The organism is Mucilaginibacter koreensis, from assembly GCF_054783355.1.
Genome location: NZ_BAAGQS010000001.1, coordinates 1444464 through 1469547, shown reverse-complemented (window position 1 = coordinate 1469547; position 25084 = coordinate 1444464). Strand labels below are relative to the sequence as shown.

Sequence of the window (25084 nt, the reverse complement as noted above, 5' to 3'; positions counted from 1 at the left end):
AGTATGCTTGTAGTTACACCAGCACTTTCTGCCTTAAATCTTCCGAAATTTCATCCGTTACTTTAATAATATCTTCGGCAACATGGGTGTTGTTGGTAATTACCTTGTGGCACTCTGATTTATATGGGAGCAGGTATTCTTTGTAAGCGGGTACTACGTGGTTTACCCATTTATACATCACATCATCATGTGAGTAGCCGCGTTCCTGCAAATCGCGTTTCAGGCGGCGTTGCAGTGCAACTTCTTCATCCGTATCAATAAAAATTTTCAGATCAAGCTGCTCTGCAATTTTTTTGAAATGCAGAATAAATAAACCTTCTACTATTAAAATTGGCGCAGGCTTTATTTCCATTATTTTCGGAACAGCGTGCGGATTATTAAAAGTATACTCTGTTTTGGTGATGGACTGCCAGTTCACCAGGCTTTCAATATCCTGCTCAAAATGGTCATGATCGATGGTGCTGGGCAGATCGAAGTTGTACATTTTGTTTTCTTCGGCGGTCATGCCATCTGCAACCGGAAAATAATAATCATCCTGTGACACCAGACATACTTCATCGGCACTAAAGTGCTCTAAAAAACATTTTAAAAAAAACGTTTTGCCTGAGCCGCTGCCGCCGGCAATACCAATAATATAGGGCCTGTTCATTTATTCGGGAATACCGTAGCTAATATTTACACGAAAACGTTTATCCAAAGCGCCGATTGATTCGGCTGCATTTTTAGTCATTACAATCACCACATCGCGGTTGCTTTCATTATCTGTAAAGCGGCCAACCACTTTGGCAAACACCGTACGACTGGTCATGGGGTTGGTAATTTTTACAATGGTGCCGATAGGGGCAGTGCGGTGCAGTACCAGTTTTTTGTTAGGGTCGAGGCTGGGGTCATCAATCCAGGTAGCCACGCCTTTTTCATTCTTTTCAAACAAGCCGTAGCGGTTAGCAGGCAGGCGGCGTTCGGCCGAAGTACTATCGGTTGGCGCTACGTTAGTTGAATCCTGGCGCGCCACTTCATTCATATTGGTTTGCGCCGTGGTAACCACTGGTTGCGGCGTTGGAGCACCTGTAGGTACCATTAATATCCGCCCCGGTGCCAGGTAATTCGAACGCAGGTTGTTTAACCTTGAAATTTCATCAACCGTAGTGTTGAAACGTTTGGCAATAGCAAACAGCGTTTCGCCTGCTGATACTTTGTATTGTTGAGTATTGCTTCTTGTATTATTAGCCGTAGCAGGGGGATTGTCGGCCGGAGGCTGCTGGGCAGGCGGGCGGCTGGTGTATACCGGGCTGGTACGCGTAGGCGGCACCGAATTGTTTTGGCTTTGTACCGGAGCCGATGACTGCAGGAAAGAAACATCGGTAGGTACTTTAATTATCTGACCTACATGCAAAGAAACATTGTTATTAAATTGAATGATGGTTGCCGGTTTTACGTTGTATCTGCGGCCTACAGAATAGTAATTATCTTTGGGGTCGAGTTTGTGCAGAATAACTTTTTTACCGTCGAGGTTTTCCACGCCAACCGAGTCTGTTAAACGTGCGGCAACAGCATTGGCACACAACAAGGTTGACGGTATTGCGATCAACAGGGATTTTAATTTCATGTTAATTTTTATACAGCCTTACAGATTTAAAACTTTTAATTCAGTTTTATTCTTCAGATAAATTAATTGGTGTTTATACAGCACAAACGCTTCGGGCTGCATTTTTTGTATATCAGCGTTTAAAAAATCCTCAAACACAGGCTTTCCGTTCTCAAATATATACAGCAGTTGTTTTAACTGCCCTGCCCATTGGGTGTGCAAAGATACAATTCTGTAGCTATTGTAATCAAGGCACTGCACTATATTTCCGTAAGTCTCCACCTGTATGGTCATCAATTCGGTAACTGCTGATGCAAGAAGCGAGGCGGGGAGTTCAATAAAATTTTCCAGTGGCTCATCGGTTTTCACATCAATGGCTGATGAACCTGTGCCGCTAAAAACATCGGCCAAAAAATATTTACGGGGTTGCAGCCGGGCATCATATAATACCGGGCCGTTTGTATTCAGGTGGTCAAACCCGTAGCTGAAATTGCTCCACAGCAATTCTCCACTAACGCCGTCAATTGCGGCTAAACCTTTATGAGCAGGCCCTTGTTGCGTTTCATAATAATGTATCAGCAGCACGCCGTTGTAAGCGCTTTCCATACCAGTAAGCCAGGCTTCCTCGGTTTTATAATTTTTAAAGTTAGTTTTTGCGCTATCCAGATTGATAGAAGCGAAACTTACCCGGCGGTTAGTTACGTCCCTTAATTCGGCAAACAGCATGTTGGTTAAACTGTCTACCTCCATGCGCCATACCGGTGCATCAAAATGTTCGGCGATATGAAGTTTAATTTCGGACATTTGTATTTAAGGGTACTGCTTTAAGCATAAAAATATGCTTTTGTACAAACACATGAAAGTGCTTGGTGTTAATTTGATACAATAATGAAATATATGAACACTAACGAACCATCATTAGCCCAAATAGATGTAAAACCAGTGGTTGATCATCTGAATGAACTTTTAGCCAATTACCATATTCATTATCAAAAAATACGAGGCTGCCACTGGAACGTAAAAGGGCATAACTTTTTTACTCTGCACGTAAAGTTTGAAGAACTGTATACCGAAGCCTTTAATACCATTGATGAACTGGCCGAGCGCGTGCTTACCTTAGGTAAAGCGCCTTTCAGCAGGTTCGACGATTATATTAAAACCTCTGTATTAAAAGAGGTGAACACCATCGGTATGAAAGAAGACGAAATGGTGCGTGCCCTGCTGGATGATATGAACCAGTTAATTGTACTGGAACAAGAAATACTGGACATTACTACAGATGCTAAGGATGATGGTACCAATGATATGGTAAACCGCTTTATGCAATTCCAACAAAAAAATGTTTGGATGCTGCGTTCGTTTCTGGGCGAATAAGTGAAGCTCTGGAAGCTACAAAACAAAAAAGCCATTGCATTTGCAATGGCTTTTTTGTTTATTAAAGGTGAGGATTAAAACCGGGCACCTAAGGTTAAAAACACATTATTGTAAACTCTTTTTAAATCTACGTAAGGGTTGGTAATTGGAAATGGATTTCCTGCTGCATCTTTACTGGCAGCAATATAATCAGCCTGTAACAGGTAAGGCTGCGTATAAAGAATACCATTTTGGCGGGTATATGTCACATCCACATAGTAAGTGCCAAAACGATAGCCTAAACCACCGCTAACAGTTTTAAACGAGGTTTCCAGATCTTTTTGCGGGCTGCCCTGTATACCGTAACCACCTCTTAAATAAAAGGCCGGAGTCAGGCGTGCCTCAGCACCAACATGGGCGTTAACTGCAGAGCGATAGAATTGCTTGATGTCGGCGTTATCATTGCTCACATCAAAATCGTTACTGCTCAGGTGAGTGCTCTTGTAATCTACATACTCAATATCGCCGGTAATGAAACCGTACTGTTGAATAAATACAGCCAAGCCACCAGATGCTTTAAACGGGGTACGCAGGTTGTACGAGGCAGTATAATCCTGGCCGCCTGATGAACTGCTGTTATTACCTCTGTATAAATCTTCAGAAGTTACATCATCAATGCTATACCAGGTTGGTGTTGTGATGGTTGCACCGATACGTACTGCCTCAACCGGTTTGTAAATAGCACCGAAGCGGGCATTGAAACCTGAACCCTTGGTGGTTTGATTAGTGGCATAGATAGCCGAATAGGTATTGTTACTATTTGCAAAACCTCCGGTTTCTGCTAATGCAGAGCTGCTGTTGTACCTGATATCGGTAAAGTTTATACCCAAACCTAAATAAAGCTTATTGCTGTAATTAGCACCCATCGAAAAACCGTAGTCAGCTTGTCCGCCTGAACGCGAAGTGTTCCAAACCTGACGGGGAGCAGCTTTGGTATTAGGTGAATATAAAGTATAAGTACCGTCTGAACTTACTCCGGGCGAGTAAACCAATCCATCACTTATGGCACCTGCCTGAAGGTTTGAGATCTGCCCCACGCCATTGTAATAACTACTTAACTGGGCCTGTTGTGCAATATAATCAGCTACAGAGCTGCCGTAAGTAGGGTTGCTGCCTGCACTGTATGAATTGTCATAGTAGTTTTTAGTACGGGCATAATTTACACCAAAGTTCAGGCTTAACCAACCTTTGGTTTTATCTGCAGCGCGATCTCTGTTTAACTGTGAATAAAAAAGAATCGATGCATTATTCAAATTAAGACTGTTCTTGTTGCTTTTTGTATTGCTGCCGTAAAATAATGAATTAGTAGACGAACCATTATACTCAGGCGTAATGCTGATCTCAGATTTGGTGAAAAAACCTAAACCTGCAGGGTTACCCGTGATGTTGCTTAAATCACCACCTACGGCTGTTCCGGCATTTCCCAAAGCTTTTATACGGGATGTTGAGCCCGTTTGTGTATTCGAAAAACGGATGGCATCCTGTGCGTATTGTGCATAAGAGTGTTGTGCAAATGCTACTATAGCAAGTACACTTAAGGTATATTTTAATTTCATAAGTTGCTCATTGATAGATGTGGATTAAGGTCTGCCGCCTGAACGACCGCCACCGCCGCCAAATGCACCGCCGCCGGAACGGCCGCCACCGCCACCAAATGCACCGCCACCATTACCGAATGATACACCCGGATTGCTTCGTGCCGGTGGATCATAACGCGGTTGCTGATTGTTCGGGCGTTGATTTTCGAATATTTGCGGGCGGGCATAGCCTGCATTGTTTGCACGGCCGCCATAAGTATTTGGCCGGCCGCCATAAGCACCCGGGCGAGCATAACCATTGTATCCTGTGCGAGGTCCGTTTACACCGCCATTGCGGAAACCTATGCCAGGCCCGTTGTATGGGCGCGGGTTGCTGCGGTAAGCCGAGTATACACCCCAGCCACCATAACCAATGCCACCATAGCCATATGGGTAACCGTAACCAAAGCCGCCGTAATAACCGCCCCAGCCCAGACCATAACCAAAGCCACCGTAGGGGTAACCACCGTAGCCAAAACCAATACCAAAGCCGCTATACCCATAAGGATAACCATAGCCAAAGCCACCATAAGGATAGCCAAAGCCGCCATAACCACCCCAGCCTAAACCATAACCACCATAACCCAAGCCGTAGCCGCCGTAAGGCGCATAACCGTAAGAGTTGTAATAGTAATCATTGTAATAACCAAATGGTGAGGCATAGCCAAATCGGTTGATGCGCGCAGCATAGCTGTCATCATAATAATATTCATCATCGTTTTCAGGCGTTACGTCCTGATACTGATCTTGATTGTCATTACGGTAAGCGGGTTGCTGGGCATAAGTTGGCCGGTCGCCGGCTGTTGCCTTGGTATAATACACATCATCATCAGCCGCTGTGTTGGCTGCCAGTTTACTGGTAGAGCAGGAACCCAGTGCAAGCGCACCTATGATCAGGATTCCGAAGCGTATATAATTCTTCATATGTTGGATAAGTATAAAAAGTGCAAGTTCAAATCACGTATTAAATTTATAAATTTGGCGGCAATATTACACAATTAACAGACAAATTCTATTCCACTTTTATATATGAGTAAAGGTATCATTAGTAAAGACGAAGATTATTCGCAATGGTTTAACGACCTTGTAATAAAAGCTGATTTAGCTGAATATTCACCGGTACGCGGCTGTATGATTATTAAGCCATACGGTTACTCCATTTGGGAAAAAATGCAGGCTGTTTTAGACAAGATGTTTAAAGATACCGGCCACAGCAACGCTTACTTTCCATTATTCATACCCAAATCCTTTTTCTCTAAGGAAGCCAGTCACGTAGAAGGTTTCGCCAAGGAATGTGCAGTGGTAACACATTACCGTTTAAAGAACGATGATAACGGTAATATTATTGTGGATGAGGATGCAAAATTAGAGGAAGAATTGATAGTTCGCCCAACTTCGGAAACCATCATTTGGAACACCTATAAAGGCTGGATACAATCCTACCGGGATTTGCCCATCCTGGTGAACCAATGGGCCAACGTAGTGCGTTGGGAAATGCGTACACGCCTGTTCTTACGCACCAGCGAATTTTTATGGCAGGAAGGCCATACTGCGCATGCCACCTCAGAAGAAGCCGTTGCTGAAGCAGAACAAATGCTGAATGTATACGCCGATTTTGTGGAGAACTGGCTGGCCGTACCAGTAGTGCGTGGCCGCAAAACCCCAAACGAGCGTTTTGCCGGCGCCTTAGATACGTTTACCATTGAGGCATTAATGCAGGATGGTAAAGCTTTACAATCGGGCACCTCGCACTTTTTGGGGCAAAACTTTGCCAAGGCATTTGATGTAAAGTTTTCGAACAAAGAAGGTAAATTGGATTATGTATGGGCTACTTCATGGGGCGTGTCTACGCGTTTGATGGGTGCACTCATCATGTCGCATTCTGATGATGCTGGTTTGGTATTGCCGCCTATGCTGGCACCAATACAGGTAGTAGTAGTGCCAATTTATAAACATGAGGAAGAACTGGAAAATATCCGCACATTCGTAAATCAACTGAGCAGTGAGTTAAAGGCCAAAGGTATTTCTGTTAAATTTGACGACCGCGATACCCAGCGCCCTGGTTTTAAATTTGCCGAATACGAACTGAAAGGTGTACCATTACGTGTAGCCATAGGCAGCCGCGATATGCAGAATGGTACCGTAGAACTGGCCCGCCGTGATACCCGTACCAAAGAAACCGTGGCACAGGAGGGATTGGCTGACCGCATTGATCACCTCCTGACTGAAATTCAGAAAACTATCTTCCAGAAAGCTTTTGATTTCACCCAGGCCAACACCACGCCGGTAGATGACTATGAAGAATTCAAGCGCCTGCTGGATGAAAAGCCAGGTTTCCTGTACGCGCATTGGGATGGCACCGCCGAAACCGAGCAACGCATCAAAGAAGAAACTAAAGCCACTATCCGTTGTATACCATTAAACAATCCGCAGGAAGAAGGCAAATGTATCTTGACGGGTAAGCCTTCTAAAGAGCGGGTGTTGTTTGCAAGGGCGTATTAATGCCCCCTAACCCCCTGAAGGGGGAACAGGAGCGTCACATTTTAGAGGTAAGATATTCATCCCTATTGAATATCAATTTTAATATTTCGTTTTTAGGGGAACGAATGACCAAATTCCCCCTTTAGGGGGTTAGGGGGCTTATGAAATTCGCAACCAAAGCTATACATGCAGGGCAGGAGCCCGACCCAACCACCGGCGCGGTGATGACACCCATTTACCAGACCTCTACCTACTGGCAGAAAGCGCCGGGTGATAACCAGGGGTATGAGTACTCGCGTGGTACCAACCCCACCCGCAAGGCACTCGAAGATTGTTTGGCGGCATTAGAAAATGCCAAATATGGTTTAGCCTTTTCAAGCGGAATGGGCGCTACCGATGCGGTGATGAAATTACTGCAGCCCGGCGATGAGGTAATTACCGGCAACGATCTGTACGGCGGCTCTTATCGCATCTTTACCAAAATATTTGCCAATTATGGCATCAAATTCCATTTCTTGGATTTGTCCGACCCGTCTATCATCAATGATTATGTGAACGATAATACCAAGCTGGTTTGGATTGAAACGCCTACTAACCCCACCATGCAGGTAGTGGATATTGAAGCCATTGCAAACATCAGTAAACAGAAAAATTTGTTGCTGGTGGTAGATAATACTTTTGCCTCGCCTTACCTGCAAAACCCAATGGATTTAGGAGCCGATGTAGTAATGCACTCGGTAACCAAATACATAGGCGGCCACTCTGATGTAGTAATGGGTGCCTTGGTAATGAATGATGAGGAACTGTACAAACGCTTATGGTTCATTTACAATGCCTGCGGTGCCACACCCGGCCCAATGGATAGCTTTTTGGTGCTGCGCGGTATCAAAACCCTGCACCTGCGCATGAAGGCACATTGCGAGAACGGCCGCAAAGTGGCTGAGTTTTTGAAAGGCCACCCGAAGGTAAAACATGTGTATTGGCCTGGCTTCCCTGATTCGCCCAACCATGAGATTGCTAAAAAGCAGATGCGCGATTTTGGCGGTATGATTTCTATTACCCTCAACGATGCTGATTTACAGGAAACCTTCCGCATTGCTTCAAATTTTAAAGTGTTCACCCTGGCAGAGTCATTAGGTGGGGTAGAATCATTAATTAATCACCCGGCTACCATGACTCATGCGTCCATCCCCAAAGAAACCCGCGAGAAAGCCGGCGTGACCGACAACTTACTACGTCTAAGCGTAGGGGTAGAGGATATAGATGATTTACTGGAAGATTTGAAGCAGGCGCTGAGTTAAAATATTTGATAGCAACTACACACGTCATTGCGAGGTACGAAGCAATCTCTCTGCGCTGTATTAAATCAGGGTGCAGAGAGATTGCTTCGTACCTCGCAATGACGTTTATAAAAAGCACGGAATGATCACAGACCTCAAAGCTTTTCTCGATGATAAAGTAGCGCAATACAACCGGCCGGAGTTTATCAAAAACGATCCGATTGTGATACCGCACTCGTTTACCAAAAAGCAGGACATCGAGATTATGGGTTTTTGGGCTGCCATTCTGGCTTGGGGTCAACGGGTTACTATCATCAATAAATGCCGCGAACTCATTAGCCTGATGGATGGCGCACCTTATGACTTTATTATTAACCACGAGGAGCCGGATCTTAAAAAGTTGCTACAGTTTAAGCACCGCACATTTAACGATATAGATACACTGTATTTCATTGCCTTCTTCAGGTACCATTATGAGCGGTATGAGAGTTTGGAAGATGCATTTTTGCCAATACCCCCCAGCCCCCTAAAGGGGGAGCATAGTGATAGCAGTCAAATTTCAACTCCCCCTTTAGGGGGCCGGGGGGCTGAGCCGGTGGCTGTAGCTTTAAATTATTTCCGCTCTTACTTTTTTTCCCTGCCCGATGCGCCGCATCGTACGCGCAAGCATGTATCGTCGCCCTCGCAAAAATCTACCTGTAAACGGCTCAATATGTTTTTGCGCTGGATGGTACGTAAAGATAATTGCGGGGTTGATTTCGGAATTTGGAACCGCATCAGCGCGGCAGATTTGATTTGCCCCTGCGATGTGCATGTAGATCGGGTGGCTCGCAATTTGAAATTGATTACCCGCAAGCAAACCGACTGGCAAACCGCCGTAGAACTCACCGAACACCTGCGAACCTTCGACCCGCTCGACCCGGTGAAGTATGATTTTGCCCTGTTTGGTTTGGGAGTAGAGGAGAAGTTCGGCTTCTCTTTATAAGATAAAACAGAGGGGTGTTCACGTTCATGTGTCGTGAACACTAGTGAACGCTTTTTATGACGTTTAAGTGGGTGAAAAATTGATGGTTAGTTTATATATTGTTTGTAAAGTAATTGATATATAGGTATTTATAAAAGTAATCAGCTTTAGCTAATTTCTCAAAACAGGATAGCGTGAACGCTCGTGAACAGGCGTGAACACCCGTGAACGTTCATGAACACCTGCGCCGTGAACGCTTTACTCTAACTTCTGTTTATCTTTTTATTATGTCATTTCGACCGCAGGGAGAAATCTTCTTCAGGTGATAAGCTTACTGCAAACAAAGCTTGATGAAGAAAATTTCTCCCTGCGGTCGAATTGGAAAGAACTTAATAAATCAAGCCTGAAAATCTTGTGCAAATTCCAAAATCAACCGGTTTACTTCATTAGGCTTTTCGTGATACACCCAATGGGTGGCATCTTCAATCATCGCTAATTTTCCGTGAGTGCATTTTTCAATACTGGCTTGAGCCATGGCTAATGTTAAGAATTTATCGTTTTTACCCCAAATGATCAGGGTGGGTATGGTGATTATGCCGTCTGTTTCCTGATCGTATTTGGCGGCCCGGTACCAGTTGATCATGCGGTTAAGGGCGCCGGGTTGTTGCCATGCCTTTTTATAACCCTTTATCTCAGGCGCACTGAAAGTGCCTTTATTGGCAGTGCCTGCCATTGATGATATCAGCAGCTTAAAATTTAACGCGCGTGCAGTAAGCTCTGGCAACAGGGGCAACTGAAAATAAGCGGTGTACCAGCTTTTCAGCATTTGCATGGGGCTGGTTTTCAGCGTTTGCTTCAGCACGCCTAAGTGCGGCATATTGATGATAATGAGCCGGCTTAATAATTGAGGGTAGCGCCGGGCTAAGCGCCAGGCCACACCGCCGCCCCAGTCATGGCCAACCAACGTTATCTTTTGTGTAGTAAGTCGCTTTATCAGTTCAGCAATATCTTCTACCAGCGTATTAATCAGGTACGCTTTTACACCCGCAGGCTTACTGCTCAGGTTATACCCCCGCTGGTCGGGTGCAATGGCATGGTAACCTTGTGCTGCCATAAATTCCAGCTGTTGATGCCATGCGCCGCTATATTCCGGAAATCCGTGCAAAAAGAGAATCACTTCACTGTGCTCAGTTCCCGCTTCTAAACTGTGCAGCCGGATGCCATTCACTTTATCAAAACGCTCAGTAATCATCATTTAATAAGCAGTCAAAAGCGCGCTTGTTTTCCTGAAAGCAGATGTTTAATTTGAGCCTTTCATATTTCTTTGTTTTGGAACCTTACAGCGAAGATATCAGCGAGTTTATCACAGGCAAATCACCAAATGCTTTAACGCTATTTGATGCTTTGGTGATGGCGTTTGAAACAGTAGGTAATATCAGCCTGCATCCGGCTAAAACCATGATTGGCATTTCAAACGGGCAAAAGCGTATAGCCTGGATTACCCAGTTTGGCAAAAGCTTTCTGCACGTGGTTTTTCCTTTCCGGCAACCCTATAACAATAATTTATGCTTTCAAAAAATTGCCCAGGTGCCGGGAGATAATCACCAGTTCAATCATCATTTCAGGATGCTGAACGTAGAAGATTTGAATGAGGAAATATTAAATTTTATGAAACTGGCTTATCTCATAACGAAGCGTAAATAAATTTAACAGATGTACCTTATTGATAATGCATCATAAATTAAAAAACTTACTACGTATTGTGGTTATCCTGGTGTTGGTTTTTGCCAATATTGGTTGCGATCAAATTTCTAAGAACATCATTCGTGAAAACATCAGCGCACAGCAAAACCTGAATTATTTAAACGGCCATTTTACCATCATGAGCGTTGAAAACAAAGGCGCATTCTTAAGTATAGGGCATGCCATGTCGGGCCCATTGCATGATGTGCTGTTTATTGCCTTGCCCTTGTTGTTTTTAGCAGGGCTGCTGATTTACTTATTATTCAAACCTGCGCTGGATAAACGTGTGGTGCTGGCCACCACCTTACTCATTGGCGGCGGCATCGGCAATATTACGACCGTGCCGTACATGGCTCCGTAACCGATTTTATGTACCTGCACTGGGGTTTCTTGCACACCGGCGTATTCAACATGGCCGATATATCTGTAACCACCGGTGTATTGATGCTGTTTTACTATAGCTGGATGAGCAGGAAAGACGAAAGCTTGCTTTTGAGAAATTGATGGTTTGTACTATAGGTGTTATAAAAAAGTACTGTCATGCCGAACTTGTTTCAGCATCTCATAGCACAAGTCATCTACACGTTTAACACCTTAATGATTTCCTTTCTAGTGAGGTGCCGAAACAAGTTCGGCATGACACCATATTACGTCTTTGATGAGTTTAAAAGCGGTTATTCCTCGTCCTTAAAATACACCTTATAGTAATTCATGTGCTTGTCATCATCGTAGCCCTTTTCAATCAGCTCCTTATTGCCATGAATATAGATATGAAAGTTACGGTCCAACTTTAATACACTTTTATACACACGGGCCTGTTTTTTGACGGCATTGCCGGAGATTTCGAATGAGTCGGGGATAAGGGTTTCAAACTCTTGCTCGTATTGCTGCTTGTAGTCCTTAAAAGACTGAATGGCTTTATCGTTACCGATCACCTCACCTGCAAATTCATCCATCTCAAACGTTTCCTTTTCTTTAAAGTACTTCATCGAACGGTTGAGCAGGTCAATCTTGTCTGCCTTATTCATTTCAAATTCGTCATCCAGTTTCTGGGTCACAAAGTTTTTATAAATGCTCAGGGTGTTGTGGGTTTGATGAAAATTATCGTTACGTATTTTTAGCTGCAAAAAGTCATCCTTCCAGTATAAAGCTTCCTGGCTGCGGTTAGTTTGGTCGATGACCACCACCTTGTAGCCTTCTTCGGCATTGGTATTGAATATAAGGCAGCCTTTATCGAGTTTATTGATGTTGATGGCTTCCTGCTCATAATCCATTCCGAAGCCACCCTGTTGCGGATAAACTTTCAAATAAGTTTCCTTGGTTTCTGACTTGAACAGTCCGATGGCATCCAGCAGTTCGCCCTCTAACTGCACCTGGTTAAAGTACACTACATACAACTCTCCCGACTTGATTTTGGGATGACTGGATACGCTGTACAAATACTTGGCTATCTGCTGCGAAACCTCAATAAACTTTTCTTCATTGGCAAAAAGCTCGCCGGCGAAATGATGCAGTTCGTTCAGTTTTACATCATCGCTGGGGTGCATCAGGTGATACACTTCGTTGGTTTTTTCGAAAGGCTTTAAAAAATACTGCATCAGCAGCTGACTCATCAGTTCATCTTTAAGCGCCAGGGGCTCATCGGCTAATGCGTAAAGTTCATCTTCTAAAGGATTGCCAATATGATGCACAGCAATTTGCTGTATAGTAGATTCGAAGAAAGTAACCATAATTGAATCGGCTAAGTTCGAAAAATTATGGGTTATAAAACTGATTTTTATTGTCATTGCGAGCGATAGCGTGGCAACCGCTTGCTATACAGAGACGCAGATGCCTCCGTGCGGTTGCCACGCTATCGCTCGCAATGACAATATTTTAAATATTAATGTTTGATATTACCCCGCCTGTTGTGCTACCGGCAGTTGGTTGCGAATGTCCTGTAACTCCATATCATACGCCTTCATACGGGCGTGCAGGATATCCACCTCGGTGCGCAGCATCTGAATTTCGGTAATCAACTTGGCCGATTCCGGCTTGTTGATTTTCTTTTCACCGCTGCCCAAAATCAGCCACTCGGGCGAATACTTGAGTTGAAAGCACAGTTTACGGATCAGGTAGTAGCTGATGTCCTGCTTTTTGTTGATCACTTTGCTGATAAAGCCCTGGTCAACACCAATGGTCTGAGCCAAAGCCAATTGCCCGCCATGATCTTTCACAATAACCTTCAGCCGTTTTAATATACCTTCATCCGGAGACATAGTGTTGATGGGTTTAACGATGCAATACTATAAAATTATCATTATTATGCAATCATTTATTCGCGTAAATGTATTTCACTTTACCTGCATTAAACGTAGCGGCAGCTGTTAAGTCAAAGCTGTATTAATTCATGCAGATGAAATTTAAACAGTATATGCAAAGCGGTTTGATAGTTGCCGCAGCTTTTTTACTCACCATAACAGCAGCAGCGCAGTGGCAGCCGGTAACTTCGGCTAAGCGCGGCTTTAAACAAGAATTTTTAAAGCGTATTAACGCTGTACGTGCGCAGGGCTGTAATTGCGGCGGCACTTATATGCCACCAGCAGCTCCGCTAACCTGGAACGATAATTTAGAAAATGCGGCCGCTGGTCATGCAGCAGATATGGCCGACCAGCAATACTTTAGTCATACCAGTAAAGATGGCCGCAATATGGAAGACCGTATGGTACTGGGCGGTTATACCATTAAAGGTTTTAAAAGCTTTATGGTAGGCGAAAACATTGCATGGGGGCAGCGCAGCATTGATGAAGTGATGAAGGGCTGGATTGCCAGCCCCGGCCACTGCAAAAATTTAATGAACGCCGGTTTTAAAGAAGTAGGCGTAGCCGAAAACAACAATTACTGGGTGCAGGATTTTGGCGGCCGCGAAAGCTGGAGCGCCAGAGAGCAGCAGTTAATTAAAACAGGCCGCATGCGTATTGTAAAGCAGGAATAACCAGATTAGAAAATTCTAATGTAAAATTTTAATTGTACATTTTACACTTACTGGTTCGAGTTATATATTTGCAGCGGCAGTCATCCAAAAAGCGACTGTCTATTGTGATAAGGTTTAGGTTAGAAAGTCTCCCGGCAGCGAGTGCCAGGAGGCTTTCGTTTTTAATGGACATCGATAAAATATGATTGCGTTTACGGTGTGTAATTAAAATTCAAATGTGATTATGGGTTAATGGGGGCAGATGCTTATCATTGCAATAAACCAATTGAAAAATGAATACTGCCGATCAAAATTTCGAAGCACTGGGTTTAACGCTGCCGCCTGCACCTTCACCGCTTGGCGTTTACAAGCCCTGTTTAATTGACGGAAAATATTTGTATGTGTCGGGCCATGGCCCGGTACAGGAAGATAAAAGTTTAATCATCGGCCGCATCGGCGATACTGTTGATCAGGAAGCCGGCAAACTGGCCGCCCGTCAGGTGGGATTAACCATACTCGCTACCATTAAAGCCAACCTGGGCAGCTTGGGTAAAGTGAAGCGCGTAATAAAAGTATTAGGCATGGTAAACTGTGTGCCCGAATTTGAGAAACACCCCTACATTATTAACGGTTGCAGCGAACTGTTCGCCCAGGTGTGGGGAACAGAAAACGGCATCGGTGTACGCAGCGCTGTGGGCATGGGCTCATTGCCGGATAATATTCCTGTTGAGGTAGAAGCTTTATTTGAGTTAGCATAGTGTGAGTTATGGCAGAACCATGGTATCATATCAGCAATATGGATCGGTTGGATACGCCGGCCCTGGTGGTTTATCCTGATAGGGTAAAAGCCAATATTGAAAAGCTGATCAACAGTGTAGACGATGCGAGCCGATTGCGCGTACATGTGAAATCGCACAAAAGTGCAGATGCTACACAATTAATGATAGCAGCAGGTATAACAAAGTTTAAATGCGCTACCATTGCCGAGGCCGAAATGCTGGGTAGATGTAAGGCACCCGATGCTTTGATGGCTTACCCGCTAAACGGCCCCAAACTGCATCGGTTTATTGAGGTCATTAAACAATATCCGCAAACGGTTTACTCCTGTTTGGTTGATAATGAAGCATCAGCCCGTGTTGCTGCCCAAGTTGCTGAACAAGCAAGTATTAATCTCCATATTTATATCGATTTGAATGTGGGTATGAACCGAACAGGTATACTGCCTGATGATTCGGCTTTACAGCTGTATCAGTTATGTTCGGGCTTGCCCGGACTACATGTGCTGGGCCTCCATGCCTATGATGGACATATACACGACGTTGACTTTGATAAGCGTAAGCAGCATTGTATCAATGCATTTAAGCTGGTATATAAATTAAGAGATGAAATCGTTGCATCAGGCCTAAAGGAGCCAACTGTTATTGTTGGCGGTTCGCCTACTTTGCCCATTCATGCGCAAACACCCGGTGTAGAATGCAGCGCCGGAACATTTGTATACTGGGATTGGAATTATACACAGCAATTAGCTGATGAGGATTTTCTTCCGGCGGCACTGGTGATTAGCCGGGTGGTATCGGTTCCGGCACCCAACAAGCTTACATTGGATGTAGGGCATAAGTCCATCGCTTCGGAAAGTGAACTGAGTAAGCGTATCCATTTTATTAATGCCCCCAATTTAAAGCTTACCGGCCATAGCGAAGAGCATTTAATGGCCGAGACTCCCGAAGTGCACAACTATAAAGTAGGCGATGTGCTGTATGGTATTCCTTACCACGTATGCCCAACAGTGGCCTTATATGAGCGCGCTTACACCGTTGAGAACGGAGAACTTGCCGGCGAGTGGCCCACCACAGCCCGTGATCGAAAAATAAACTTATAGCTCAACGCTTATGTTCGTCATTGATGCCCATCTGGATTTAAGTATGAACGCTCTTGAATGGAACCGCAACCTGCGGCTTCCTGTAGCTGAAATCAACCAGCGGGAGCAGGGCTTAACCGATAAGCCCGACAGGGCAAAAGCAACAGTATCATTACCTGAGCTGCGCCGGGGCAACATCGGTATGGTGGTAGCTACGCAGATTGGCCGTTATGTAGCGCCCGATAACCACTTGCCAGGATGGCACTCGCCCGAGCAGGCCTGGGCGCAAACCCAGGGACAGTTAGCCTGGTATAAAGCCATGGAAGATGCCGGAGAAATGGTACAAATCAATAATCTGCATACGCTTGAAACACATGTTGGATTATGGCAAAATAATATACACAATATAAGTAAGCCTGTAGGTTATATATTGAGTTTAGAAGGAGCGGATTCACTTATTTCAGTTGAGCATGTGGAACGCGCGTATGCTTATGGATTGCGGGCTATCGGGCCCGCCCATTATGGCCCCGGCAGGTATGCACAAGGCACAGATGCCACAGGTGGTTTAACCGAAATGGGCCATGACTTGCTGAAAGCAATGGAAAGGTTAAACATCATTTTAGATGCCACACATTTATGCGATGACAGCTTCTGGGAAGCGCTCGAAATATTTAACGGCCCGGTTTGGGCCAGCCATAACAACTGCCGTGCACTGGTGCCCCATAACCGGCAATATAGCGATGCGCAGCTTAAAGCGCTGATTGAACGCGGTGCGGTGATCGGTATAGCTCTGGATGCCTGGATGATGGTGCCGGGTTGGGTAAGGGGTGTATCATTTCCGCTGGCTATGCAATGTGATTTGGAAAAAGCATTAGACCATGTTGATCATATTTGCCAGCTGGCAGGTAATACCTTGCATGTAGGCATCGGTACCGATTTAGACGGTGCCTTTGGCCGGGAGCAATGCCCTTTCGATTTGGAAACCATTGCCGACTTACAGAAAATACCTGAGTTAATGCATAAGCGTGGCTATTCTGACACGGATATCAAAAACTTGATGCACAACAACTGGCTGCGTTTTTTAAGAAACGCGTGGAAATAAATGCTTTAATATAAATTAAGTAAATTCTAATAGTTAATGAATTATAATTATGAAATCTCAAAATAGAAGAAAGTTTCTTGCTGCTACTACAGTGCTCACTGCAGGTGCCGCCGCAGCTTCTGCTATGCCTGGTAAAGCATCGACAGAGCGATACCCAATTGTACACCACGTATTTTTCTGGTTGAAGCGCCCTGATTCAAAAGAGGATAAAGACCAACTGATTTCCGGATTAAAAACTTTAAGGCAAATTGACAAAATAGCTGAACTGCACATAGGCGTGGTAGCCGCTACTGAAAAACGCGATGTTGTTGACCAAAGCTGGGCCGTGTCAGAACTTATGTTCTTCAAAAATTTAACTGATCAGGCTACTTATCAGAGTCATCCGGTTCATCAGGCCTTTATCAAAAACTGCAGCCACCTTTGGGAAAAGGTAGTGGTGTATGATGCGCAGGAGGTTTAATACCCTGTTAAAAGTTTAGCCTAATGCCTCCGGTTTGCGTACCTGCCTTTGCCGCTCAATTACCAGGTAATAAATCACAACGCCTACTGCAATAATGCCCGCAGCTGTAGCAATAAATTTAAGCGGACTGGTAAGCAGGATGAACAGCCAGATAACGATACCTATAATAGCAGGCACAGGAAAAAGCCGCATTTTGTAAGGGCGTTCATCCTGTGGTTTTGATTTATGCCAGTAAATTAAGCCAACCGATTGTCCGATAAACTGAATAATGATACGCATGGTGATAATGCCGGTAATTACATCCTGCATTTTAAATAATAAGCTGAAAACAAGACCTGTACCACCAAGTACTAAAAGTGAAACATGAGGGAACTTTTTCTTTTCATGTACCTTGCCGAATATTTTAAAGAAGTTACCATCCAGCGCCGCGGCATACGGCACTCTTGAGTAGCCTAGCATCACGGCAAATAGGGAAGCCACGGCAATCAGTAAAATCAAGGCGGTTGCAATTTTAGCTACCTGCAGGTTGTAAATCTGTTGAAAGTACAGGCTGATCACAAAATCAGAACCTGCAATTTTTTGCCAGGGCATAGCGCCCAATATCATGGTTTGCATACCGATGTAAAGCAAAGCAATCACGGTAATGGAGATAAATATGCTTTTAGGAATGTTAACTTCCGGCTGCTTAATCTCCGAGCCTAAATGACAAACGTTGTAATATCCCAGGTAAGAATATACCGTTTTTAATGACGCCTGCCCCAGGCCTACAAAAAACAGAGGTGTGAAATCAAAAGCGTTCTTGCCAAAATTAAAAGCCCACTCGGTATGAAAGTTTTTGAAGCCTGAGCCGATAATCCAAAAAAACGTTCCTGCAGTAATGATGGAGAGCAGAATAGATATTTTGCCAATGGTTTTAATGTTGCGATAAAGCAATGCGGTGATAATAAGCACCAGGCCGGCACTCACCAGTTTCTTTTGAACATCAGTTAAATCAACCAAAAAAGTAAGGTATTGTGAAAAGCCGATGGCGCCGCTGGCCACCACCAACGGAGCCTGTATAGTAGTTTGCCATACAAACAGAAAGGCCATTAGCCGCCCTAATTTGCTTTCGCTGTATACCTTTTGCAAAAACACGTAACTGCCGCCTGCTGCCGGCCACTTTGCGCCCAGCTCTGCCCAAACGGAGCCATCCATATAGGCCAGCAATGCGCCCAGCAGCCAGGCCAGTATACATTGCGGGCCTCGCATAGCGCCTACAATGAACGGCACGGTAACAAATGGGCCAATGCCAACCATATCAATCATGTTAATGGCAGTGGCTTGGGTAAGTGATAAATCGCGCTTAAGTTGGTGGGCAGGTGCAGACATGCGATAATATTACACATTTGCTTTGGTTGAAAAACCAAATCCTGAGCAATTTGACGCCAACATTATTTTTCAATGTCGCACAGATCACCTAAAGGCAATCTGGTGCAATGAGAACGGCTTGTGTAACAGTTATAAAACACAAAAGCCGCCGCAATATCAATTGCAGGCGGCTTTTGTGTTTTGTTAAGAGCGCCTTATGGCATAATGGTGTCCTTGATGTTTTCCAGCAGACCCTTATCTGCGCCGCCGGTCATCTGTTGTTCCTGGGCGTAGCCTTTTACATCCGGCGGACCTAATTTTGGTTCCTCGCCGTATGGCTGTGCATGCACATATTTAAATTCTCCTTTGCCATCAATTGATGGGCCGCTTGCCCAGCGGGCATCGGGCGCTGCAGGTTTATTGATATCTGTAGATACAAACGAATATTCAAACTCACGTACCTGGTCACTCATCGGGAAGGTATTCGGAATAGGCAGGTTAGCTTTCACGCCACCTAAATCTTCAATTACAGCTAACCATTGGTTTTGGTGCATGGTGTCGCGGGCAATTAAAAAGGCCAGCATGTCTTTCATGCCGCTGTCATCGGTTAATTCCCATAAACGGGTAGCCAATACACGGCCGGTTGATTCGGCCATTACGTTGGCATACATATCGGCTGCAATGTTACCGCTGCCCACCACCCATGAACCGTTAAACGGTACACCGTTGCTGTCAACAGCCATAGCTGCCAGACCTGATGATAGCACATGGCGTGGATCCATACCACCTAAAATGCTGCTTACAATTGGGTTTTCGCCGGCTACTTTATCTTTCAACTCGTGCGTAGCGCCTTCCAAGTTAAGTGCTACGGCAGTAGACAGCATTTCAATATGTGAAATTTCTTCAGTACCGGTGTTCAATAGCATATCGCGGTATTTGACCGGGCCACGGCTACCCCAGGCTTGAAACAAATACTGTAAACATACCCTGATTTCTCCCTCAATACCACCGATGGCTTGTTGCAGTAATTTGGCAAACGCCGGGTTTGGCTTGTCTACACGTACCTCGTACTGTAGCTTTTTGTCATGATAAAACATAGTTAGCTGTTAGTTAAATTTATGGTTAAAAAGATATTTTTTGAGTTAAGCTGAACAGCAAAAAGGGAAGATTATGTCTACAGTCAATAGTCGCCACCATAAACACTATTCTTAGTTTGTATCGGATATAATTTATTGCATTGTTTGAATGAATAACTTCTAACGGAGATATGAGTTTTAATTATTTTAAATAATATTTCTTTTTGGTTAATATATCGATGGCTTTTGAAGATAAATTTTTGTGAATTTTAAAAAGAATTATTTATGCGGTGGATTGATCTCCGGAATAACAAATGTTTCTCCTTTCGAGAGGATATCTACTTGTAAACCCCGTATGGTTAGCATTTCTCCCTTATCTGCCTGGGCAATATTGCTGCCATGGCTTTGGTGAGCGTTAATCATGATGATTACTCCACAGCCCACTACTTCAGCCAAACGTCCTTCTTTAATAATTATAGCGGTGTCTTCTTCAATACCTAAACCTATAGATGTAGGGTTGGTGGCCAGTACCTGGGCCATACGCACAAAGCGCCCCCGGTTTACAAAGTGGGTATCAATACATACATCTCGTAAAAACTCAAGTCCGGTAGTAACTTTAACATTGCCCGCAATCATTTCATCGCGACCTACACCCTGGTAAATCATTGGGGTTGACATGGCCATGGCACCGGCACTTGTACCCGCAATCACCAGCCGATCATGAATATAGCGCTGCTTTAATAACAACAACATATCCGTTCCGCCATAAACTGAGGTAAGTTTTAACTGATCGCCACCGGCTAAGAAAACGCCTTGCGCCGCTGTCAGCCTTTCCTGCACTTCATCCAATTTCACCTCCTCACGTTTGTCGTGGTGAATATGGTTAACGGTGCCCGCACCTAATTTTTCAAAAGCGGCTTTATATTCTTTAAAGGTTTCTTCAGGTTCTGAAGAGCTTGCTGATGTAATCACTTCAATATGTGGGTTGGGCTTATCAAGCAAAGTAACAAAGCAATTCAATACCTCCATTTCAATAGTTTGGGCTTCGGGTTGCCTTTCTTTGTTTTTCGCTTCGTCGCCTTTATTTTCAGCACCTCCAATAATCATTAAGATGCCATTTGGTACCGGGCAATCGTTTTTTATCTCCATCATTGCTTGTGTATAGTTTTATAAATAGTTGACTTGTAATTATATATCATTCAAAGTATTTCCATTGCAGGTAAGTGCAAAGCCCTTCCAGTTCCGGAAAAATAGTATAGGCATTTACACCCAGCGTATCCATATCTGTACGTATATCTAAAAACTTACTGCATGGAATTTTAACCTTAATCAGTTTCTGCTGATACGAGTCAGTTTCGTTCATTGCTTTTTTGTTCACCACTTCTTGTGAAGACGGCACACTAAATACACCCGACTGATTGTTGATGCGCTGCTTAATGATACGTGGCCTCACAATTTTGGTAACCGGCACATCAAAAGGATGAACATGCTCAATACCGGCCAAAAAATCATCTTCATGCGGCATCAGAATCCACACCACCGAGTAGGGATGTGCCGATTCCTTTTCGGGGTCGTAATGGCCGGTGGCAAACCATAGAGCCGTAAGTGCATTGTATGACCAGTCGAGCAGGCGGGTAGGCAGGCCGAAGTGCTGCCCCAGCGTCAGGTAATCCCAATCGTCCATGGGCTGATGGGCTTCAATGAGCAGTGGGTTAGTGCGTTTAAACTCCTGCAACAGCACCTGTTCCACATCCAGTAAGTTGCCTTTAGCTTGCAACCTGCTAATTTTCGGGATCAGCGTATAATCATCCAATTGCCCCCTGAACAGAAAATCCAGGTAATGCCCTTCTTTTACATTGTCGGCTTTGCTTTGCTTAATCAGCTTCAGATATTCTTCAATCGACCTTACTTCAACCTCTTTCATTAATAACCGGTGTATAATTGATTATTACTTAATGTAAATGAATGAACAGGCAGAAGTGTTTAATTATAAGTTTAAGTTGAGTAGAAATGACAAAGCGAAAGTATAAATACTTGATGAGGGGTATTAATACGCATTATGCAGAGTGTCGATGTCTGGTGGAAAGCATGATAAGTACGCTTTATCAAATAAGTATTAATAATTTTAACTTTTAGTAAAACAGTGGATTGCGCTTCATGTTAAGATTATCAAAGGCGATGGTTTTATATATGAGCAGTTACTTATACAACTTGCAGACAATAACTTAGCTGGTTTATGCCCTGCTACATACATCTACATTCTGTACGCATTTATTTGTTAAATATTATATACACGTTATGAACACTCATGCACAATCTCAAGCCGTAAAAGGCTTTCTTCCAGTTCAGGTACACGGCATACTTGATTACCTAACAGGTTTATTACTAATCGCTTCACCCTGGTTGTTTGGCTTTTCAGACACTCGTAATGCGGCCGCTTTGTTTATACCTATTATACTCGGATGGTTGGAATTGATTTTGTCGCTTTTTACCCGTTACCCTATGGGGGCATTCAAAGTAGTGCCCATGCAGCTGCACTTAACGCTTGATGTACTTGCAGGCTTTATACTGGCAGTTCTTCCTTTTTTGTATGGTTTCTATCACGAGTTGGTATGGCCTCATTTGTTAATAGGCCTGTTTGTGATGTTATCTTCCTTGTTTACCCAAAGTTCGCCTTACCTCGAGCCCCTGAGCCTGCTCGATTCCAGGGGCAGGTCTGAGTATTAAGATTGTACACCGTACACCGTTTATACAACTACCCATGAAAACAAAATTCAAAATGGCATCTGTGTCGGCAATCATCTTATTGATTGCTGCCTGCGGCACCTCTACCATGATTACCGGCTCGTGGCGTAAACCCAACGCTACTGCCGCCAGGTATCACAATGTGTTTATTGCGGCACTTACCAGCAATATTCCGCTTAAGCAGCAAGTAGAAAGCGGTTTACAACAACAATTACAGCAACGTGGTTTACGGGTTGAAAAGAGCACTGATGTGTTTCCGCCAAACTTCAGTACCCAAACCGGCCAGCGGCGCGAATTGGTGTTAGAGCGTATACAATCTACCGGCGCTGATGCTATTTTAACTGTTGCCTTATTAAGGCAGGAAACTGAAAGCCGATATATACCCACAGGTGGTGGGTATTATAACCCGGGCCTGCGCTACGGTTATTATGGCCGTTTTTGGAATTATTACAGCAATTGGTACCCGTATGTGTACTCACCGGGTTACTACGACCAATCCAAAGTGTATTATCTGGAAACCAATTTATACGATGCCCATACGGAGGATTTGATATGGGCGGCTCAATCCAAAACCTACGAGCCCAGCAGTGTAGAAAGTTTCCTGAAAGGTTATGTAAAATCGATTCATGACCAAATGGAGAAGGATGGGCTGATACCGGCTAACAGTTCCAGATAGCTTATCAGAACATGGGTGAGCAACGGTCGGGTAAAGGAAGGGTTTGGGCTTGGGTAGCAGGCATATTGGTAGTCCTGCTGGCAGGCGGCTATTTTGGGTGGCATTATTTTAAAAAGGATTTGGCCAGCCCGCATAGTAAGATTGCCAAGCCCTTACTTACCGACCAGCTCAAGAAAATGATAACAGAGGCCAGCGATAGCCTTTATCACATTGAGTATGACCAGTTCAATCTTAATATCGATTCGGGCCGGGGCCTCATTACCAACTTTAAACTGATACCCGATACTGCGGTTTACCACAGGTTGGTAAAAGCGCATAAAGCGCCTAATATGGTATGGCATATTCAGGCAGAGCAATTAGTCATCAATAACTTCGGTTTTAAAAAAATGCCGGAAGGCCGCCGCTTTACTGTTGAAAGCATGGTGATGCGCCACCCGGTTATACGTGCTGTTAACCGCAGGCTGCCGTTTAATGATACACCACGAACAGCGCACCAGCCCTCAAAACTGCTTAAAATAGTTGGCGATTTGATGCAGATTACCGCCGTGCGTAAAATGGCTCTTACCAATATGCTGTTCACTTACGTAAACCAAAATGAAGGCAGGGAGAAAAGCACCACCTTTGAGCATTGGAATGTAAAGATCAATGATTTTAGTTTTGACCATGCCGCCGCCGGAAAAGCTGATACCACGAATGCAGGCAAAGCTTTATATATCAAAGCCAGCCTGTTCAGGATAGCTACCCCGGATAGCCTGTACCATGTGAATTTCGAAAACATGCTGTTTTCACCGGCGCAAAAATTGCTTTCTATCGCCCACTTTTCCTTGATGCCCCGCCTGAGCCGTACTGCATTTTACAAAGCTGTAAAGTTTGATAAGGATCGCATTCAAATGTCGTTTGACCGGGTGGTGATGCGGAATATTGATATCGAACGTATTTTGCGGCGCCAGCAATTTCACATTGGCAATACTACCATCGGCCGCTCTTGGGTAGAAGTGTATAACAACTATCACTGGCCAAAAGGTAAACGCCCGTTAAGGCCGGATGCTTACCCGCATCAAAAATTGCAGAAACTCGCGTTTGATATCACCATAGATACAATGCGCATGCACAACGGGTATTTTCAATTCGTTATCGCAGCGCGAAAATCAGAAGAAACCTCCAAACTTTTCATGACACATATGGATGGTCTTTTTACCAACATCACCAATAATACAGCAGCTAAAAAACGCAATCCCTATGCTATAACCCGTACCAGGGCACTCATGATGGGTGCTGGCAATTTGCTCACCATTTATAAATTTAACCTCACCAGTGCAAACGGGGCATTTAGCAATACCACTACCATGGGGGCAATGGATGGGCGGGCTTTAAATGCTTTGGCAAAACCATTGGCCCAAATTGAGGTAAAATCGGCCAACATTAACAAAATGTACATGCATATAGATGCCAACCGATATAAGGCTAAAGGGCATCTGGATTTATATTATACCAATTTAAAGGTAAACCTGCTAAAGCGGGATGATAAAACAGATACACTGAAACGGCGTGGATTTCTGTCTTTCCTTACCAACACCTTTATGCCTAATGACAATCCAAAGAAGAACGGCAAATTCAGGCAGGGGCCGATTAACGTAGCCAGGGACCAGCACCAATCTTTTTTTGAGCTATTGTGGAAATGTTCGCTTGATGGCATGACATCCGCAACTACAGGCTTCGACCAGAAGAAGAAAAAATCAGATGGGAATTTGATCATGAAGTTGCTGCGCAAAATTGTAAAGCCTCATAAGGGTGTTAAAGACAGAAACAAATCTTAAACTATTA

25 protein-coding genes and 1 pseudogene are annotated in these 25084 nt (G+C 44.2%); 14 read left to right on the top strand and 12 right to left on the bottom strand.

Annotation, left to right across the window (positions count from 1 at the left end; genetic code table 11):
- Positions 1–13: 13 nt before the first annotated feature.
- From ACYVNW_RS06615 to ACYVNW_RS06605, 3 genes are read right to left on the bottom strand one after another with little or no spacing between them, the layout of a single operon-like run.
- A complete protein-coding gene (locus tag ACYVNW_RS06615) occupies positions 14–649 on the bottom strand; it encodes a uridine kinase family protein (protein ID WP_460679057.1) in 636 nt (211 codons plus the stop codon).
- On the bottom strand, positions 650–1606 hold the full coding sequence (locus tag ACYVNW_RS06610) for a DPBB and LysM peptidoglycan-binding domain-containing protein (RefSeq protein WP_460679056.1): 957 nt from the start codon (positions 1604–1606) through the stop codon (positions 650–652). It lies immediately after the preceding gene.
- A gap of 18 nt (positions 1607–1624) precedes the next feature.
- On the bottom strand, positions 1625–2389 hold the full coding sequence (locus ACYVNW_RS06605; protein ID WP_460679055.1) for a DUF4905 domain-containing protein: 765 nt from the start codon (positions 2387–2389) through the stop codon (positions 1625–1627).
- Between the two features lie 93 nt (positions 2390–2482).
- Between ACYVNW_RS06605 and ACYVNW_RS06600 the strand changes: the two genes are divergently transcribed.
- Positions 2483–2959, top strand: a complete 477-nt coding sequence (locus tag ACYVNW_RS06600; RefSeq protein WP_460679054.1) for a Dps family protein — start codon at positions 2483–2485, stop codon at positions 2957–2959.
- A gap of 74 nt (positions 2960–3033) precedes the next feature.
- On the opposite strand, the gene ACYVNW_RS06595 is transcribed toward ACYVNW_RS06600, so the two are convergent.
- Positions 3034–4554: a hypothetical protein gene (locus ACYVNW_RS06595; RefSeq protein WP_460679053.1), complete on the bottom strand. Its 1521-nt coding sequence runs from the start codon at positions 4552–4554 to the stop codon at positions 3034–3036.
- A 24-nt stretch (positions 4555–4578) separates the two neighbouring features.
- Positions 4579–5499, bottom strand: coding sequence for a hypothetical protein (locus ACYVNW_RS06590; protein ID WP_460679052.1), 921 nt, complete (start codon positions 5497–5499; stop codon positions 4579–4581).
- Positions 5500–5604: 105 nt separating this feature from the next.
- Between ACYVNW_RS06590 and proS the strand changes: the two genes are divergently transcribed.
- From proS to ACYVNW_RS06575, 3 genes are all read left to right on the top strand, one after another.
- Positions 5605–7077 carry a proline--tRNA ligase gene (gene proS / locus ACYVNW_RS06585; RefSeq protein ID WP_460679051.1) on the top strand — a complete coding sequence of 491 codons (1473 nt, stop codon included), beginning with the start codon at positions 5605–5607 and terminating at the stop codon, positions 7075–7077.
- A gap of 140 nt (positions 7078–7217) precedes the next feature.
- Entirely contained in the window at positions 7218–8357 is a 1140-nt protein-coding gene (locus ACYVNW_RS06580) for a cystathionine gamma-synthase (RefSeq protein WP_460679050.1), read from the top strand.
- Between the two features lie 121 nt (positions 8358–8478).
- Positions 8479–9321, top strand: a complete 843-nt coding sequence (locus ACYVNW_RS06575) for a TIGR02757 family protein (protein WP_460679049.1) — start codon at positions 8479–8481, stop codon at positions 9319–9321.
- Positions 9322–9697: 376 nt separating this feature from the next.
- Here ACYVNW_RS06575 and ACYVNW_RS06570 read toward each other — a convergent pair whose 3' ends face one another.
- Positions 9698–10555: an alpha/beta fold hydrolase gene (locus ACYVNW_RS06570; RefSeq protein ID WP_460679048.1), complete on the bottom strand. Its 858-nt coding sequence runs from the start codon at positions 10553–10555 to the stop codon at positions 9698–9700.
- A 74-nt stretch (positions 10556–10629) separates the two neighbouring features.
- On the opposite strand from ACYVNW_RS06570, the gene ACYVNW_RS06565 reads away from it, so the two are divergent.
- Positions 10630–11004 (top strand): DUF5655 domain-containing protein, encoded by a 375-nt coding sequence (locus ACYVNW_RS06565; protein ID WP_460679047.1) that lies wholly within the window; start codon positions 10630–10632, stop codon positions 11002–11004.
- Between the two features lie 25 nt (positions 11005–11029).
- A pseudogene (gene lspA / locus ACYVNW_RS06560) lies at positions 11030–11547 on the top strand (signal peptidase II).
- 170 nt (positions 11548–11717) lie between these two features.
- On the opposite strand, the gene ACYVNW_RS06555 reads toward lspA, so the two are convergent.
- Positions 11718–12773, bottom strand: a complete 1056-nt coding sequence (locus ACYVNW_RS06555) for a nucleoid-associated protein (protein ID WP_460681003.1) — start codon at positions 12771–12773, stop codon at positions 11718–11720.
- 165 nt (positions 12774–12938) lie between these two features.
- The gene (locus ACYVNW_RS06550; RefSeq protein ID WP_460679046.1) at positions 12939–13301 is read right to left on the bottom strand and encodes a hypothetical protein; all 363 of its coding nucleotides are present in this window, start codon (positions 13299–13301) and stop codon (positions 12939–12941) included.
- 137 nt (positions 13302–13438) lie between these two features.
- On the opposite strand from ACYVNW_RS06550, the gene ACYVNW_RS06545 reads away from it, so the two are divergent.
- From ACYVNW_RS06545 to ACYVNW_RS06525, 5 genes are all read left to right on the top strand, one after another.
- Complete coding sequence (locus ACYVNW_RS06545) at positions 13439–14017, top strand: CAP domain-containing protein (RefSeq protein ID WP_460679045.1); 579 nt, start codon at positions 13439–13441, stop codon at positions 14015–14017.
- 272 nt (positions 14018–14289) lie between these two features.
- Positions 14290–14754, top strand: coding sequence for a RidA family protein (locus tag ACYVNW_RS06540; protein ID WP_460679044.1), 465 nt, complete (start codon positions 14290–14292; stop codon positions 14752–14754).
- 8 nt (positions 14755–14762) lie between these two features.
- On the top strand, positions 14763–15875 hold the full coding sequence (locus ACYVNW_RS06535; RefSeq protein ID WP_460679043.1) for a D-TA family PLP-dependent enzyme: 1113 nt from the start codon (positions 14763–14765) through the stop codon (positions 15873–15875).
- Positions 15876–15885: 10 nt separating this feature from the next.
- On the top strand, positions 15886–16956 hold the full coding sequence (locus ACYVNW_RS06530) for a dipeptidase (RefSeq protein WP_460679042.1): 1071 nt from the start codon (positions 15886–15888) through the stop codon (positions 16954–16956).
- Positions 16957–17005: 49 nt separating this feature from the next.
- On the top strand, positions 17006–17416 hold the full coding sequence (locus tag ACYVNW_RS06525; RefSeq protein WP_460679041.1) for a Dabb family protein: 411 nt from the start codon (positions 17006–17008) through the stop codon (positions 17414–17416).
- Positions 17417–17431: 15 nt separating this feature from the next.
- Here the strand turns inward: ACYVNW_RS06525 and ACYVNW_RS06520 are convergent, their stop codons facing one another.
- The 4 genes from ACYVNW_RS06520 to ACYVNW_RS06505 form a co-directional block, all read right to left on the bottom strand.
- Positions 17432–18784 (bottom strand): APC family permease, encoded by a 1353-nt coding sequence (locus ACYVNW_RS06520; RefSeq protein ID WP_460679040.1) that lies wholly within the window; start codon positions 18782–18784, stop codon positions 17432–17434.
- 194 nt (positions 18785–18978) lie between these two features.
- On the bottom strand, positions 18979–19860 hold the full coding sequence (locus ACYVNW_RS06515) for a manganese catalase family protein (RefSeq protein ID WP_460679039.1): 882 nt from the start codon (positions 19858–19860) through the stop codon (positions 18979–18981).
- 258 nt (positions 19861–20118) lie between these two features.
- Positions 20119–20991 (bottom strand): cyanophycinase, encoded by an 873-nt coding sequence (locus ACYVNW_RS06510; protein ID WP_460679038.1) that lies wholly within the window; start codon positions 20989–20991, stop codon positions 20119–20121.
- A 43-nt stretch (positions 20992–21034) separates the two neighbouring features.
- The gene (locus tag ACYVNW_RS06505) at positions 21035–21763 is read right to left on the bottom strand and encodes an FRG domain-containing protein (RefSeq protein WP_460679037.1); all 729 of its coding nucleotides are present in this window, start codon (positions 21761–21763) and stop codon (positions 21035–21037) included.
- Positions 21764–22137: 374 nt separating this feature from the next.
- Here ACYVNW_RS06505 and ACYVNW_RS06500 point away from each other — a divergent pair, with 374 nt between their 5' ends.
- From ACYVNW_RS06500 to ACYVNW_RS06490, 3 genes are read left to right on the top strand one after another with little or no spacing between them, the layout of a single operon-like run.
- A complete protein-coding gene (locus ACYVNW_RS06500; RefSeq protein ID WP_460679036.1) occupies positions 22138–22566 on the top strand; it encodes an SPW repeat domain-containing protein in 429 nt (142 codons plus the stop codon).
- Positions 22567–22600: 34 nt separating this feature from the next.
- Positions 22601–23260: a hypothetical protein gene (locus tag ACYVNW_RS06495; RefSeq protein ID WP_460679035.1), complete on the top strand. Its 660-nt coding sequence runs from the start codon at positions 22601–22603 to the stop codon at positions 23258–23260.
- A gap of 11 nt (positions 23261–23271) precedes the next feature.
- On the top strand, positions 23272–25077 hold the full coding sequence (locus ACYVNW_RS06490; protein WP_460679034.1) for a hypothetical protein: 1806 nt from the start codon (positions 23272–23274) through the stop codon (positions 25075–25077).
- The last annotated feature ends 7 nt before the right edge of the window (positions 25078–25084 follow it).